General features: G+C 64.1%; 14 protein-coding genes and 1 tRNA gene. 4 read left to right on the top strand and 11 right to left on the bottom strand.

Annotated elements, in window-relative coordinates:
* Positions 1-10 precede the first annotated feature (10 nt).
* From FJ942_RS04275 to FJ942_RS04235, 9 genes are all read right to left on the bottom strand, one after another.
* Positions 11-703 (bottom strand): response regulator transcription factor, encoded by a 693-nt coding sequence (locus FJ942_RS04275; protein ID WP_140556501.1) that lies wholly within the window; start codon positions 701-703, stop codon positions 11-13.
* Positions 700-3,432, bottom strand: coding sequence for a sensor histidine kinase KdpD (locus tag FJ942_RS04270; RefSeq protein WP_140897271.1), 2,733 nt, complete (start codon positions 3,430-3,432; stop codon positions 700-702). Before FJ942_RS04270 ends, FJ942_RS04275 begins: the two co-directional genes overlap by 4 nt.
* A 53-nt stretch (positions 3,433-3,485) precedes the next feature.
* A complete protein-coding gene (gene kdpC / locus FJ942_RS04265) occupies positions 3,486-4,055 on the bottom strand; it encodes a potassium-transporting ATPase subunit KdpC (protein WP_140897270.1) in 570 nt (189 codons plus the stop codon).
* A 12-nt stretch (positions 4,056-4,067) separates the two neighbouring features.
* Positions 4,068-6,161 (bottom strand): potassium-transporting ATPase subunit KdpB, encoded by a 2,094-nt coding sequence (gene kdpB / locus FJ942_RS04260; protein ID WP_140897269.1) that lies wholly within the window; start codon positions 6,159-6,161, stop codon positions 4,068-4,070.
* Complete coding sequence (locus FJ942_RS04255; protein WP_140897268.1) at positions 6,158-6,373, bottom strand: hypothetical protein; 216 nt, start codon at positions 6,371-6,373, stop codon at positions 6,158-6,160. The genes kdpB and FJ942_RS04255 overlap by 4 nt, the downstream gene beginning before the upstream one ends.
* A gap of 27 nt (positions 6,374-6,400) precedes the next feature.
* The gene (gene kdpA / locus FJ942_RS04250) at positions 6,401-8,101 is read right to left on the bottom strand and encodes a potassium-transporting ATPase subunit KdpA (RefSeq protein ID WP_140897267.1); all 1,701 of its coding nucleotides are present in this window, start codon (positions 8,099-8,101) and stop codon (positions 6,401-6,403) included.
* A 22-nt stretch (positions 8,102-8,123) separates the two neighbouring features.
* The gene (kdpF, locus tag FJ942_RS04245) at positions 8,124-8,213 is read right to left on the bottom strand and encodes a K(+)-transporting ATPase subunit F (protein WP_015315765.1); all 90 of its coding nucleotides are present in this window, start codon (positions 8,211-8,213) and stop codon (positions 8,124-8,126) included.
* A gap of 418 nt (positions 8,214-8,631) precedes the next feature.
* A complete protein-coding gene (locus FJ942_RS04240; protein WP_140584299.1) occupies positions 8,632-8,856 on the bottom strand; it encodes an alkylphosphonate utilization protein in 225 nt (74 codons plus the stop codon).
* A gap of 260 nt (positions 8,857-9,116) precedes the next feature.
* Positions 9,117-9,206: transfer RNA gene (locus tag FJ942_RS04235), tRNA-Ser, on the bottom strand.
* A gap of 375 nt (positions 9,207-9,581) precedes the next feature.
* Here FJ942_RS04235 and FJ942_RS04230 point away from each other — a divergent pair.
* The 4 genes from FJ942_RS04230 to FJ942_RS04215 all read left to right on the top strand — a co-directional run bounded on the left by FJ942_RS04230 (position 9,582) and on the right by FJ942_RS04215 (position 12,510).
* Positions 9,582-10,331 (top strand): hypothetical protein, encoded by a 750-nt coding sequence (locus tag FJ942_RS04230; protein ID WP_246679657.1) that lies wholly within the window; start codon positions 9,582-9,584, stop codon positions 10,329-10,331.
* A gap of 129 nt (positions 10,332-10,460) precedes the next feature.
* Positions 10,461-10,778 carry a hypothetical protein gene (locus tag FJ942_RS04225; RefSeq protein ID WP_140686058.1) on the top strand — a complete coding sequence of 106 codons (318 nt, stop codon included), beginning with the start codon at positions 10,461-10,463 and terminating at the stop codon, positions 10,776-10,778.
* A 194-nt stretch (positions 10,779-10,972) separates the two neighbouring features.
* Positions 10,973-11,962, top strand: a complete 990-nt coding sequence (locus FJ942_RS04220) for a BMP family ABC transporter substrate-binding protein (RefSeq protein ID WP_140686059.1) — start codon at positions 10,973-10,975, stop codon at positions 11,960-11,962.
* Positions 11,963-12,069: 107 nt separating this feature from the next.
* Entirely contained in the window at positions 12,070-12,510 is a 441-nt protein-coding gene (locus FJ942_RS04215; protein WP_246679655.1) for a GNAT family N-acetyltransferase, read from the top strand.
* Here the strand turns inward: FJ942_RS04215 and FJ942_RS04210 are convergent.
* On the bottom strand, positions 12,505-12,888 hold the full coding sequence (locus FJ942_RS04210) for a hypothetical protein (RefSeq protein WP_140560265.1): 384 nt from the start codon (positions 12,886-12,888) through the stop codon (positions 12,505-12,507). The genes FJ942_RS04215 and FJ942_RS04210 overlap by 6 nt on opposite strands.
* Before the next feature lie 17 nt (positions 12,889-12,905).
* On the bottom strand, positions 12,906-13,115 hold the full coding sequence (locus FJ942_RS04205) for a SlyX family protein (RefSeq protein ID WP_140513732.1): 210 nt from the start codon (positions 13,113-13,115) through the stop codon (positions 12,906-12,908).
* Between the last annotated feature and the right edge of the window lie 141 nt (positions 13,116-13,256).

The following is a 13,256-nucleotide window of genomic DNA, read 5'->3' as shown; positions in this document are numbered from 1 at the left end:
CAGGCAACGCTCATTCGACCTCGCGCAGGCGGTAGCCGACGCCGGTCTCGGTGGTGATGTAGCGCGGCTGGTCCGGCGTCTTCTCGATCTTCTGCCGCAACTGCCGGACATAGACCCGCAGATACTGCACGTCGGTCGAATCGTTCCACACCTGCTTCAGCAGGAACTGGTGCGTGAGAACCTTGCCCGCATACTGCACGAGAATGCGCAGAATGTCGTATTCCTTGGGCGACAGCTTTACCTCCTTGCCCCCGACCTTGACGATGCGCTTGACCAGGTCGACGCTGAGATCACCGGTTTGGAACACCGGCCTCTCGCCCTGCTGCTGGAACTTGTGCCGCAGTGCCACGCGGATGCGCGCCACCAGCTCGTTCATTCCGAACGGCTTGGTGATGTAGTCGTCGGCGCCGAGTTCGAGCGCGTCGACGATGCCGGCCTCGTCGGTGCGGCTGGAGAGAATGACCACCGGCATGTCGAAGCCGTCGTCGCGCCATTTGCGCAGCAGTTCATGGCCGCTCATGCCGGGCAGGCCTAGGTCGAGCAGCACGAGATCCGGTTTTTCCTGCACCATCAGCTCGATAGCCGCCTTGGCGTTCGGCGCCTCGCTGACCGCGTAGCCCTGGCTGGCGAGGCCGACCCGGAGCAACTTGCGGATCGGCGGCTCGTCATCGACGACCAGTATCCTGACGTTCGAATTGGTCATCGAGTCTGATCCGTGCTGGAGCCGATGCGATTGCCGATGTTGGGCAACTCCGCCGGCACCGGCATCCTGATGGTGAAGGCAGCACCCGAACGGTCGGTCCGGTTGGCGGCCGAGATCGTGCCGCCCATCGCCTCGATGAAGCCGCGGCAGATCGACAGGCCGAGCCCGGTGCCGGCGCGCACCTGGTCGCCCTTGCGCACCCGGTAGAAAGTATCGAACACGCGCTCAAGATCCTGCGGAGGGATGCCCAATCCCTCATCCATGATCTGAAGCACGACGGAGCCGATGTCGGTCCAGCCCTGCAGGCGGATCGTCGAGCCGGGCGGCGAATATTTCGACGCATTGTCGAGCAGATTGAACAGGACCTGCTCGAACAGCACAGGGTCGAGCTTCAGCATCGGCAGGTCGGGCGGAATATCGACCTCGATCTTGTGCTCGCTGGTGATCTTGCGGGCGCGATCGAGCGCGGTGCCGACGGCGTCGCCGACATAATGCAGCGCATAGTTGGGCTCCATCGCACCGGATTCGATCTTGGTCATGTCGAGCAGATTGGCGATGAAGCGGTTCAGCCGCTCCGCTTCGTCGACCACCGTCGACAACAGCTCCGTCCGGTCCTGCTCGGGCAGATCAGGCGCGAACTCCCTGAGGGTGCCGGCCGCGCCCATGATGGCGGCGAGCGGCGTCTTCAGATCATGGGAGATGGAGGTCAGCAACGCCGAGCGCAGCCTGTCGGCTTCGGCCGCGAGCTTGGCACGGTCGACATCGGCGACGAGCTGGATGCGCTCGATGGCGACCGCTGCCTGGTCGGCCAGCGCGTCGAGCAGCCGCTGCTGCTCGGGCGTCAGCAGCGGACCTTGCTTGTCGTTGTCGAGGCCGACCACGCCGACCGCCGTGCGTCCGGTGCGTAGCGGCAGATACAGCCGCTTCGCACCGGGCAGCGTATCGGCGCCGCGGCCGGCGGCGCGGTCGTGCTCCCAGGCCCAGCGGGCGGCGGCGATATCGGCCTCGGCCAGCGTATCGTCGGGCGGATAGCCCGCCTTGACGGTGATGGCGCCGTTTTCGGGCAAAAGCAGTACGACCCGCAATTTCAGCATCGAGGCGATCTGGAAGGCCGTGACCCACAGAACGTCGTCGAGCGTGCCGGCGCCGGCAAGCTTCTTGGAAAACAGGTAGATATCTTCCGTGGCCCGCGCCCGTGAGCGGGCGGCGGCAGCCTGGCGCTGCACGCGCGCCGTCAGGTTGCTGGCGATGACGGCAACGACGAGGAAGACGGCAAACGCAACGATGCTCTCGGGATCCCTGATCGTCAGCGTGTAGCGCGGCTCGAGGAAGAAGTAGTTGAAGGCAAGGGCGCTCAGGAAACAGGCGTACAAGGCCGGCCACAGTCCGAACGTCACCGCCGATGTCAGCACCGCCAGCAGCAGCACGATCGCCAGATTGCGCACGTCGAGGAACTGATCGAGAACCGTGCCGACGGCCAGCGAGCCCGCGACATAGGCCGTGGCGAACAGATACGGCCATATCTGGAACGGCCGCTGCTCGGCCGCCGTCCTGACCTTTCTCGATGCTGCGTCGGTATCGCGCTCGGTTCCCGAGATGACATGGACGCTGATGTCGCCGGCATTGCGGATCAGATCATAGGTGAGCGAGCCCTCGATCAATTCCCGCCAGCGCGACCGGGTCGGCCTGCCGACCACGATATGGGTGAAATTGTTCGCCGTCGCATGGCGCACGATGTCCTGCGCGACGTTCTGGCCCGGAATGGTCGTCACCTCGGCGCCGAGTTGCTCGGCGAGGCGCAGATGGTTCGCCAGCCTGTCCTTCTCTTCTTCCGACATGGCGGCCGAACGAGGCGTGTCGACATGAAGCGCCGTCCATGGCGCGCGGAGCCGGTCGGCCAGCCTGCGCGCATAGCGCACGCGCGCCGCCCCGCCCGGACGCGCGTCGAGGCAAACGAGCACCCTTTCCCCCGCCGCCCATGGGCCCTGGATGGCATGGGACTGCATGTGGTTGAGCAGTTGTTCGTCGACACGCTGGGCGGTGCGGCGCAGCGCCAGTTCGCGCAGCGCCGTCAGATTGCCCGGCGAGAAATAGTTCTCGATGGCGCGCTGGGCGGTGTTGGGGAAATAGACCTTGCCTTCCTCCAGCCGTTTGATCAGGTCGTCGGGCGTCAGATCGATGATTTCGACATCGTCGGCCTGGTCGATGATGGAATCGGGAACCGTTTCGCGCACCCTGACCCGCGTGATCTGGGCGACGACGTCGTTCAGGCTTTCGACATGCTGGATGTTGAGCGTCGTGTAGACGTCGATGCCGCGCGCCAGGATTTCCTGCACGTCGAGATAGCGCTTGGGGTGACGGCTGCCGGGCGCGTTTGTGTGGGCGAGTTCGTCGACCAGGACCAGTGCCGGGCGGCGTGCCAGGATGGCGTCTATGTCCATCTCGTCGAGGGTGCGCCCCTTGTATTCGACCGGGCGGCGGGGAATGACCTCGTAGCCCTCGACCAGGGCCAGCGTTTCCTTGCGGCCGTGCGTCTCGACGACGCCGATCACCACGTCGATGCCGTCGGCCAGCCTGGCGCGTCCCGACATCAGCATTTCGTAGGTTTTGCCGACGCCCGGTGCCGCGCCCAGGAAGATGCGCAGACGCCCGCGGCCCTCGCGCTCGGCATGCTCGAGCAGCGCGTCGGGGGAAGGTCTGTTTTCGACGTTGCTTCTGTCGTCCGGCATCGGCATCCAGTTTGAACGGCGCCGGGGACGGTGTCGATCCCCGGCGCTGTTCTTCATTGCTTGGCTGTGTCGTCCAATGCGAGGTTGAGGGCCAGCACATTGACCACCGGCTCGCCCAGGACGCTGAGCTCCCGGTCCTCGACATGGCTGTCGACGAGCGCCTTGACCTTGGCTTCATCGATGCCCCTTGCCTCGGCGACACGGGGAACCTGGAAATAAGCGTCGTCGGGGCTGATGTCGGGATCGAGCCCACTGCCCGATGTCGTGACGAGGCCCATTGGAACCGGCGCATCGGGGTTTTCGGCCTTCAGCTTCGCCGCGTCGCCCTTGATGCGCTCGATCAGCTTGAGGTTGGTCGGACCCAGATTCGAGCCGCTGGAGGCGCCGCCGTCATAGCCATTGCCGGCCGCGGAGGGCCGGCCGTGGAAATAGCGGTCGCTGGCGAAAGCCTGACCGATTAGTTCGGAACCGACCACCTTGCCGCCCTTCTCGATCAGGCTGCCATTGGCCTGTTTCGGGAACAGCGCCTGGGCGATGCCGGTCATGCCGATGGGATAGATGAGCCCGGTCAGCACGGTGAAGAAGACGATCATGACGATCGCGGGTCTGATTTGCTTGAGCATCGGAGTGATCCCTTATGCAAGGCCGAGGGCCGTGACGGCCATGTCGATAATCTTGATGCCGGCGAACGGCACGATGATGCCGCCGAGGCCGTAGACGAGCAGGTTGCGGCTGAGCAGCGCCCCGGCGCCGATCGCCCGGTATTTGACGCCGCGCAGCGACAGCGGGATCAGCGCGATGATGATCAACGCGTTGAAGATGATGGCCGACAGGATGGCGCTCTGCGGCGTCCCCAGATGCATGATGTTGAGCGCCTGCAGCGGACCTGTGGTCTGGCCGGGCGCGACGTAGAACACGGCGAACATGGCCGGGATGATGGCGAAGTACTTGGCGACGTCGTTGGCGATGGAGAAGGTGGTCAGCGAACCGCGCGTCATCAGCAGCGCCTTGCCGATCTCGACGATCTCGATCAGCTTGGTCGGATCGCTGTCGAGGTCGACCATGTTGCCGGCCTCCCGCGCCGCCACCGTGCCGGTGTTCATGGCGACGCCGACGTCGGCTTGGGCTAGGGCCGGTGCATCGTTGGTGCCGTCGCCGCACATGGCGACCAGCTTGCCCTTGGCCTGCTCGTCGCGGATCAGCTTCAGCTTGTCCTCCGGCGTCGCCTGGGCAAGGAAGTCGTCGACACCGGCTTCGGCCGCAATGGCCGCTGCCGTCATCGGATTGTCCCCTGTGATCATCACCGTGCGTATGCCCATGCTGCGCAGCTCGGCGAAGCGCTCGCGGATGCCGCCCTTGACGATGTCCTTGAGGTGCACGATGCCGAGCAGGCGTCCGTCGCGCTCGACCGCAAGCGGCGTGCCGCCCGATTTGGCGACCTCGTCGGCGATCGCCTGGAGATCCCTGATCGTATCGCTGTTCGGGCGCGTTGCGTGGCTGGCTGATGTCGTCTGGTTGACATGGGCGAGCACGGAATCGACCGCGCCCTTGCGCACGGAGGAGCCGTCTATGTCGACGCCGCTCATCCGGGTCTGCGCGGTGAAGGGCACGAAGGTGGCGTGCAGTGTCGCCATGTCGCGGGCGCGGATGGCGTATTTCTCCTTGGCCAGCACGACGATCGAGCGGCCTTCCGGCGTTTCGTCGGCGAGCGAGGCAAGCTGTGCCGCATCGGCCAGTTCCTGCTCGGTGACGCCCTTGACCGGGCGGAATTCGGTCGCCTGGCGGTTGCCGAGCGTGATCGTGCCGGTCTTGTCGAGCAAAAGCGTGTCGACGTCGCCGGCCGCCTCCACGGCGCGGCCGGACATGGCGAGCACATTGAAGCGCACCAGACGGTCCATGCCGGCGATGCCGATGGCCGACAAAAGCGCACCGATAGTGGTCGGGATCAAGGTCACGAACAAAGCGACGAGCACCGTGACCGGGATATAGCCGCCCGAATAGGAAGCGAAGCTCGGGATGGTAGCGGTGGCCAGCACGAAGATCAGCGTCATGCCCACCAGCAGGATGTTGAGCGCGATCTCGTTCGGAGTCTTCTGGCGCTCGGCGCCCTCGACCAGCGAGATCATGCGGTCGAGAAAGGTGTGGCCGGCGGCGGCGGTGATGCGCACGCGGATCCAGTCGGAGAGCACCTGCGTGCCGCCGGTGACCGCGGAGCGGTCGCCGCCGGATTCGCGAATGACAGGCGCCGATTCGCCCGTGATCGCCGCCTCGTTGACCGAAGCCACGCCTTCGATCACCTCACCGTCGGAGGGGATGATGTCGCCGGCCTCGACCAGCACGGCGTCGCCCACCTTCAGGCTGGTGCCGGGCACCAGCTTGAATTTCGTCCGGTCCTCGCCGGTCAGGAGCTTGGCCTGGGTCTCGGTGCGCGCGTTGCGCAGCGAATCGGCCTGCGCCTTGCCGCGGCCTTCGGCGACGGCTTCGGCGAAGTTGGCGAACAGCACGGTGAACCACAGCCAGATGATGATCTGGATGGTGAAGCCGAGATTGCCGCCGCCGCTGGCGAGGTCCTTGACGAAAAGCACTGATGTCAGCGCCGAGACGACGGCAACGACGAACATTACCGGGTTCCTGGCCAATGTGCGTGGGTTCAGCTTTCTGAAGGCGCCGCCGATGGCGGACCACAGGATGCCGGCATCCACAATGCTCGCTGATTTTGACTGGCTCATTTTGAAGCTCCAGCTTCGGTGTTGGTGAGCGGCACCGAGCGATCGGATGCCGAAAGAAGATGCGGAAGCCCGTAGGCCAGCAACCACAGAACGACCATGACGGCGGCGATGCCGAGGAACGTCGACATGGTGGGGAAAGGAGGAGGCCGTTCCTCCTTTCCGTTGTCGGCGGGATGGCGATCGTTGCGATGCCTGTTGTTGAACCAGGACATTTCCGTTTCAGCCAAGACACTTCCGTCTCAGAATGTCTGCCCGTGGATGGCGGCCAGATGCTCGACGATCGGCCCGACGGCGAGCGCCGGGAAGAAGGTCAGGCCGCCGACGATGACGATGACGCCGACCAGCAGCCCGACGAACAGCGGGCCGTCGGTCGGGAACGTGCCGGCCGAGGCGGACACGGTCTTCTTCGCCGCCAGCGAGCCGGCGATGGCGAGCGCCGGGATGATGACCAGGAAACGGCCCATGAGCATGCCGAGACCCAGCGTGATGTTGTACCAGGGCGTGTTGCCGGTGAGGCCGCCGAAGGCCGAGCCGTTGTTCGCCGCCGCCGACGTATAGGCGTAGAGGATCTCGGAGAAGCCGTGCGGACCGCCATTGGCGATCGATGCCACGGCGCTCGGCAGGACCACCGCGATGGCCGTGAAGGTCAGCATCGCCAGCGGCAGGCACAGGATTGCCAGCATCGCCATCTTGACCTCCTTGGCCTCGATCTTCTTGCCCAGATATTCGGGCGTGCGCCCGACCATCAGGCCAGCGACGAAGACGGCGATCAGGATGAACATCAGGATCCCGTAGAAGCCGGCGCCGACGCCGCCGACGATGACTTCGCCGAGTTGCATGTTGATGAGCGGGATCATGCCGCCGAGCGCGGTGAACGAGTCATGCATGGCATTGACCGCGCCGCAGGAGGCCGCCGTGGTGATGACCGCGAACAGCGCCGAGAGCGCGATGCCGAAGCGGGCTTCCTTACCTTCCATATTGCCGCCCTCGATGCCCAGCGCATGGACCAGCGGATTGCCGGCGGCTTCCGCCCAATAGCAGACCGCAACCCCGGCGATGAACAGCGCGCCCATGGCGGCCAGGATCGCCCAGCCCTGGCGCTGGTTGCCGACCATGCGGCCGAAGACGTTGGTCAAGGCAGCGCCGATGGCGAAGATCGACAGCATCTGGATCAGGTTGGAGATGGCGTCCGGATTCTCGAAGGGATGCGCGGCATTGGCGTTGAAGAAGCCGCCGCCATTGGTGCCGAGCATCTTGATGGCGATCTGCGAGGCGACCGGCCCGACGGCGATGGTCTGCTGCGCGCCTTCGAGCGTGGTGGCGCCGACATAGGCTCCCAGCGTCTGCGGCATTCCGAGCCAGACATAGACCAGGGTGAGCACGACGCAGAGCGGCAAAAGCACGTAGAGCGTGGCACGGGTCATATCGACCCAGAAATTCCCGATCGACTTGCCGGAAGCGCGGGCAAAGCCGCGGATCAGCGCCATGGCGATGGCGATGCCGGTGGCCGCCGACAGGAAGTTCTGCACTGTGAGGCCGGCCATCTGCACGAGATAGGACATCGTGCTCTCGCCGCCGTAGTTCTGCCAGTTGGTGTTGGTCATGAAGCTGGCCGCGGTGTTGAAGGCGAGCCCCGGTTCGACCGCGCTCATGCCGGCCGGGTTGTAGGGCAGGCCGCCTTGCAGGCGCTGGAGGAAATAGAGCGCCAGGAAACCGGCAAGGTTGAACAACAGCATGGCGGCGGCATAGCCCGTCCAGTGCTGCTCCTGGTCGCCGGTTCCAGCCAGGCGATAAAGGCCCCGCTCGACGGGGCCGAGCACCGGCGACAGCAAGCTGCGGTCGCCGGTGAAGACGCGATGCATGTAGCCGCCCAGCGGCTTCACGAGCAAAACCAGGATCCCGCAATAGAGGAGGATCTGTATCCATCCGTTGATAGTCATGATTTGGCTTTCCGTGCGCCGGTCAGAAGCGTTCCGGGCGGATCAGTGCGTATGTCAGGTAGGCGAGCAGGAACAACGTCACGCCGCCACCGAGGATGTAATCGACAAGCATGTCCCGATCGCTCAAATTCTGTCGCAGGCTTTGACGTAGGCAAAGGAGAGGGCGAAAAACAAAACCCCGATCCCGAGAACAATGATGTCCATTGTGCTTGTCCTTGCTTTGATTTTTCCACTTTGCGCCCGCTCGAAGCAGCTTGGCGATTACGTGAGAACGCCCCGCCCACTTGGGTGACGGCGTCCGACGTTTTTCTCAAAGCGGAATATGGACCCGATCGCCATAAAGGTTCGAGACGGGGCAAAGCGGAAAGAAATAGGAATTTTGTAAAGATTTTCGGCGGATGAATTGGAAGTGGTGAACGCGTCCTGGCGCTCCAGCGATATCGTCAGTCGTAAGGGGTAACAGGTTGGCCGACGAAACGGCTCGCCGCCGGTAAACGCATTCTACCCCTGCGGCTCGACCGCCTTGAGGGTCACGCCTTCTTTACGAACTCGGTTTTGAGCACCAGGCCCTTCACTTGCCTGGTACTGCATTCGATCTCACCGGGATTACCGTTAAGGCGAATGTTCTTCACCAACGTGCCGCGCTTGATCGTCTCCGAAGTGCCCTTGACCTTGAGGTCCTTCATCAGCGTAACGGAATCGCCGTCACTCAACTGAGCGCCGTTGCTGTCGCGCACCATTACATCGTCCGGCATGCCATCTCCTGTGGTCGGGATCACCCATTACCAGATCACCGGGAATTCCAAAACCGGGTCGGGGGCGGCGTGTTCATAGAATGCCCAAGGATCACTCGACGCGCTTCCCAAAGCGCTCGAAACTAACAGCTGCTTTTTTAATCGTGCAAGCCGGTCGGCAAGGTTGATGACCCTGCCCTCCTACGCTGAAGCTTCGGAGGGCATCCTGCTTCGCGCTGTCGATTGAGCCAATCCTGCGAAGCTCGAAGAGCGAAGCAGGATGGCGGAGAGAGCGGGATTCGAACCCGCGTTACGGTTTCCCGTAAACACACTTTCCAGGCGTGCGCCTTCAACCACTCGGCCACCTCTCCGTCCTTGCCTTTCGCGTCGGCCGGTTTCGCCGCGCGGGTTGGGGAGATGCTCTCCCTTTGGGGATGCGTGCGGAACTGCCCGCACCGGGCGCCGCCAACCAGCGGACGCCCTGCCCGCACCTGAGCCGTCGAAGCAACAGGCGCGGGGCTCATCTAGTCGATCCGGCGCCGAATGCCAAGCCATAACGGCGGTCAATTCGCTTTGCCGGCCACACGGCGTTCATGGGGGCCGCCGGCACATCCGTTTGGAGTCCCGCCACTTCAATCGCTGCTTGATGATGTGCACGGGCAAGGCTGCGAGGCCAGCCGCGCTTGACTTCGTCCCGAGCGGCCTGTCGAGTGTCCGAAAGGCTTTGCGGGGCGCATCGTCGCAACATGACGTCAAGCAGCGGAATTCCGGGCGGTACGCCGGACAACGGACAGCCACCGGCCGAGGGAAAGATCCCGGCCCGACATCTGGACAGCGGACTTTCCTATGTCCCGGTGGGCTGGCTGGTTATCGTTATGGCCCTGTCGGTCTATTGGCTGGCGTCGGCCTTGTGGCTGGTGGGGAGTTCAGGCCTGCCGGACCCCGTTTTCTATTTCCTCTTCAGCGGGCTCGTCGCCGACATCATCACCATCCTATGGGGGCTTTACCTGCTCGGCCTCGCCTTCGGCCGTTCGGCGCGCTTCCCCAGCCATTTCACCATCTGGCAGGCCGCCACGATCATATGGCTGCTGGCAAGTCACGCTTACGCACTCGCCGTGCCGGGCTTCGTCTTCTCCGCCAGAAGCCTGGCCATCACCGCCGCCGAGATCGCCATCGGCCTGCTTTGCATCTACCTGTTGCGCCGCGGCTCCGGCGCCGAGACCGTTTATGCCAGGCCGCGAGCCGAAGCGCCGTCGGTCTTCGTTTCCATTGTCGCCGCGCTGCTCGGCATCATCCTCGGCGCGGTCGTCGGCGCGGTGGGTGGCTTCCTGGCCGGTTCGCTCATCGCCGAAGTCACCGACGTGAGTTGCTTCGAGGGTGCGTGCGGCTACTTCGCCGCCTTCATCGGCCTGGCCGGGCTGGTGGTCGGCGCCATTGCCGGCGGCATTCTCGCCGTCTGGCTCGCCAACCGGCGCAAGCGCAGGCCGGCCGGGTAGACTGCGTCGGCCGCGATTCAATTCGCGTGCCGTGATTGCGAATAGGGCCTGCGCGCTCTATTTCTCGTTCGGAACACCGCCGGAGATCCTCGGGAGGATGTTGAGGATCGGCCAGGGGAAAGGTCTCTGATGTTTCGCTTTGTCTTTCGTCTCGCGGCCATGGTCGCGCTGTCGATTTCGGTCATCATGGCGGTGCTTGACACGACACGCACTGTGGCCGCCTCGGCACTGGTGCTGACCCCGCTCAATGCAAGCTGGCTGGCCGTGTCGCCCGACACGCGCGCCGCCTTTGAAAGCTTCGTTCGCGCCAAGGCCGGCCCGCTGCTATGGGACGGCCCCATCGCCTGGGTGCTCAACCAGCCGGGCTTTGCCGTGTTCGCGGTGCTGGCCTTGCTGCTCTACGCCATCGGCTACAGGCGGCAGCGGCGCACGGGGCAATTCGCCTGAAGGGCACGGGCATCGCACCCCGGCATGCTTTTCCAAAAGGTCAAAATTCCACGTGAATTTTGTTTCGGGCCGTGCCAGATTGCCGCTGAGCGGGAGGGGAATATACACTCCTGGCTGACGTCGCGCGCATGCCGGAGAACCGGGCAGGCGGGCGGGGCGTAACGGAAAAAAATAACCGACAGGGTGTGGATCACATGAAACGTATCGTTCTCGGCCTTCTGGCCGCAACTGCAATGGTTCTTCCGGCTTTCGCCGCGGATGTGCAGCCGGCCATCCTCTATGATCTCGGCGGTAAGTTCGACAAATCCTTCAACGAGGCCGCCTACCATGGCGCCGAAAAGTTCAAGATAGAGACCGGCGTCCCCTATGTCGAGTTCGAGGTCTCCAACGCTTCGCAACGCGAGCAGGCGTTGCGCCGCTTCGCCGAGGACGGCCACAACCCGATCGTCATGGCCGGCTTCGCCTGGGAGGATGCGCTGAAGAAGGTCGCGACCGAATATCCCGATCTCAACTTCGCCATCATCGACGATGCCGTCGACCTGCCCAATGTCCGCTCGCTCGTATTCAAGGAGAATGAAGGCTCCTATCTCGTCGGCATCATGGCGGCGATGGCCTCCAAGACGAAGAAGGTGAGCTTCGTCGGCGGCATGGACATTCCGTTGATCCGCAAGTTCGAATGCGGCTATGTCGGCGGCGCCAAATCGGCAGGCGCGACCGACGTCATCCAGAACATGACCGGCGACACGCCGGCCGCCTGGAACGACCCGGCCAAGGGCGGCGAGATCGCCAAGACGCAGATCGACCAGGGTTCCGACGTGGTCTATGCGGCCGCCGGCGGCACCGGCGTCGGTGTGCTGCAGGCGGCGGCTGATGCCGGCAAGCTCGGCATCGGCGTCGATTCCAACCAGAACGGCCTCCAGCCCGGCAAGGTTCTGACCTCGATGCTGAAGCGCGTGGATGTTGCCGTCTACACCGCCTTCATGGACGGCAAGAACGGCACCTTCAAGGGCGGCGTCGAAAATCTCGGCCTCAAGGAAGGCGGCGTCGACTACGCCATGGACGACAACAACAAGGCGCTGGTGACCGACGAGATGAAGGCGGCGGTCGAGAAGGCCAAGGCCGACATCATCGCCGGCAAGGTCGAGGTGCACGACTACACCGCCGACAACGCCTGCCCGTATTGATCGGTAAGCACTAAGTTTCGAACCGCCGGGCCTTATCCCGGCGGTTTTGTTTTTGGAAGACCTTGATGGCATGCACCGAGGCAAGAGTGGCGCCGATGATAGAACCCATGACCGAAAGCGACGTCGAGGCGATGGCACGATTGCGGGTTGCCGCCTTTTTCGAGGGTAGCGCAAGGACGCCGGACGAGGATGCCGCCGGGCTCCGCAGGCTGTTGGCCGGGGACGGCTTCGAGACGGCGCTTGAGGCCCGGATCGGCGAAGTATCGGTTGGCACATGCCTGCTGGTTCGCCACGAATTGGAACCTTCGCACGACCTGACGCCATGGCTTGCCGGCTTGGTCGTGGATCGCAACCACCGCAACAAAGGGATCGGTGGCGCACTGGTCCGGGCCATCGAAGCACATGGGGCGTCGATCGGTGCGGAGCGACTCTACCTCTATACGTGGGAAGCGCGTGATTTCTATGCTGGGCTCGGTTGGGTAGTCGTCGAGCCGTTTGAACAGGACGGTCACCCAATGCAGCTAATGGTGCGCGAGCTTCGGCTATAGCTGGCCCACCAGATAACCGAGCGCGAAAACCGCGATCAGCAAGATGGCGATGACCGCGCCGCGCCGGCCGCCGAGCGCGGGAACGCCGACGCCGTAGGGTTGGCGTTCCAGCTTGCGGATTACCACCGAAGGTTTCGCCTCGTCATCGCCGGGCGAGCGCATCTGCGGCAGTTCGGCGATGCGTTGCGAGATCAGCCGCCAGCGATCGTCGCCGGAAGGTTCGGCGCGGTCGAAAATATGCATGCGCTCGGCAAGCTGGACCACCGCATCGCGAAAGGCGGGGTCGACCTCCAGATCGCGCTCGGCCCTTTGGCGTTGCGCATCGTTCATCAGGCCAAGCACGTAGTCGCCGGCTCTTGCGATGCGATCGCTGGCCATCGCTCGGCTTCCCTCCCCTACCAGTGCGGCGGCTTAGTCACCGGCACGTCGGGTGCCGCCTGTTCCTCCAGCGCCAGGAAGCGGTCGGTCAGCGCGTCGAGCTTGCGCTGCATGCGCTCGATCACCTTCCACTGCTCGGCGATCTGGCCGGACAGCTCCTCGATGGTCTTCTCCTGCTCGGCGGAGCGGATCTCCAGCGTCGTCAGCCGGTCGGCGGGCATGGTCATGCAAAGTCCTCAGGTGTCGCGCGCAGTGTCAAATCGGCTTGCCATATTAGCGAATATGAGAGCTTCGGCCACGTTCGAAATTGACAAGCGCGCCGGGATTTGTCGAGAGTGGACGCTGCTCCGGCCAATTGGCACGGGCGG

The organism is Mesorhizobium sp. B2-4-2, from assembly GCF_006442845.1.
GTDB lineage: Bacteria > Pseudomonadota > Alphaproteobacteria > Rhizobiales > Rhizobiaceae > Mesorhizobium.
This window is presented reverse-complemented; position numbering and strand designations above follow the sequence as displayed.

Coding starts and splice junctions, on each gene's coding strand:
- kdpF (WP_015315765.1), bottom strand. CDS start 8,213: ATGCTTGTCGATTACATCCTCGGTGGCGGCGTGACGTTGTTCCTGCTC.
- kdpB (WP_140897269.1), bottom strand. CDS start 6,161: ATGAGCCAGTCAAAATCAGCGAGCATTGTGGATGCCGGCATCCTGTGG.
- FJ942_RS04230 (WP_246679657.1), top strand. CDS start 9,582: ATGACGTCAAGCAGCGGAATTCCGGGCGGTACGCCGGACAACGGACAG.
- kdpA (WP_140897267.1), bottom strand. CDS start 8,101: ATGACTATCAACGGATGGATACAGATCCTCCTCTATTGCGGGATCCTG.
- FJ942_RS04240 (WP_140584299.1), bottom strand. CDS start 8,856: ATGCCGGACGATGTAATGGTGCGCGACAGCAACGGCGCTCAGTTGAGT.
- FJ942_RS04255 (WP_140897268.1), bottom strand. CDS start 6,373: ATGTCCTGGTTCAACAACAGGCATCGCAACGATCGCCATCCCGCCGAC.
- FJ942_RS04215 (WP_246679655.1), top strand. CDS start 12,070: ATGACCGAAAGCGACGTCGAGGCGATGGCACGATTGCGGGTTGCCGCC.
- FJ942_RS04270 (WP_140897271.1), bottom strand. CDS start 3,432: ATGCCGGACGACAGAAGCAACGTCGAAAACAGACCTTCCCCCGACGCG.
- FJ942_RS04210 (WP_140560265.1), bottom strand. CDS start 12,888: ATGGCCAGCGATCGCATCGCAAGAGCCGGCGACTACGTGCTTGGCCTG.
- kdpC (WP_140897270.1), bottom strand. CDS start 4,055: ATGCTCAAGCAAATCAGACCCGCGATCGTCATGATCGTCTTCTTCACC.
- FJ942_RS04225 (WP_140686058.1), top strand. CDS start 10,461: ATGTTTCGCTTTGTCTTTCGTCTCGCGGCCATGGTCGCGCTGTCGATT.
- FJ942_RS04220 (WP_140686059.1), top strand. CDS start 10,973: ATGAAACGTATCGTTCTCGGCCTTCTGGCCGCAACTGCAATGGTTCTT.
- FJ942_RS04275 (WP_140556501.1), bottom strand. CDS start 703: ATGACCAATTCGAACGTCAGGATACTGGTCGTCGATGACGAGCCGCCG.
- FJ942_RS04205 (WP_140513732.1), bottom strand. CDS start 13,115: ATGACCATGCCCGCCGACCGGCTGACGACGCTGGAGATCCGCTCCGCC.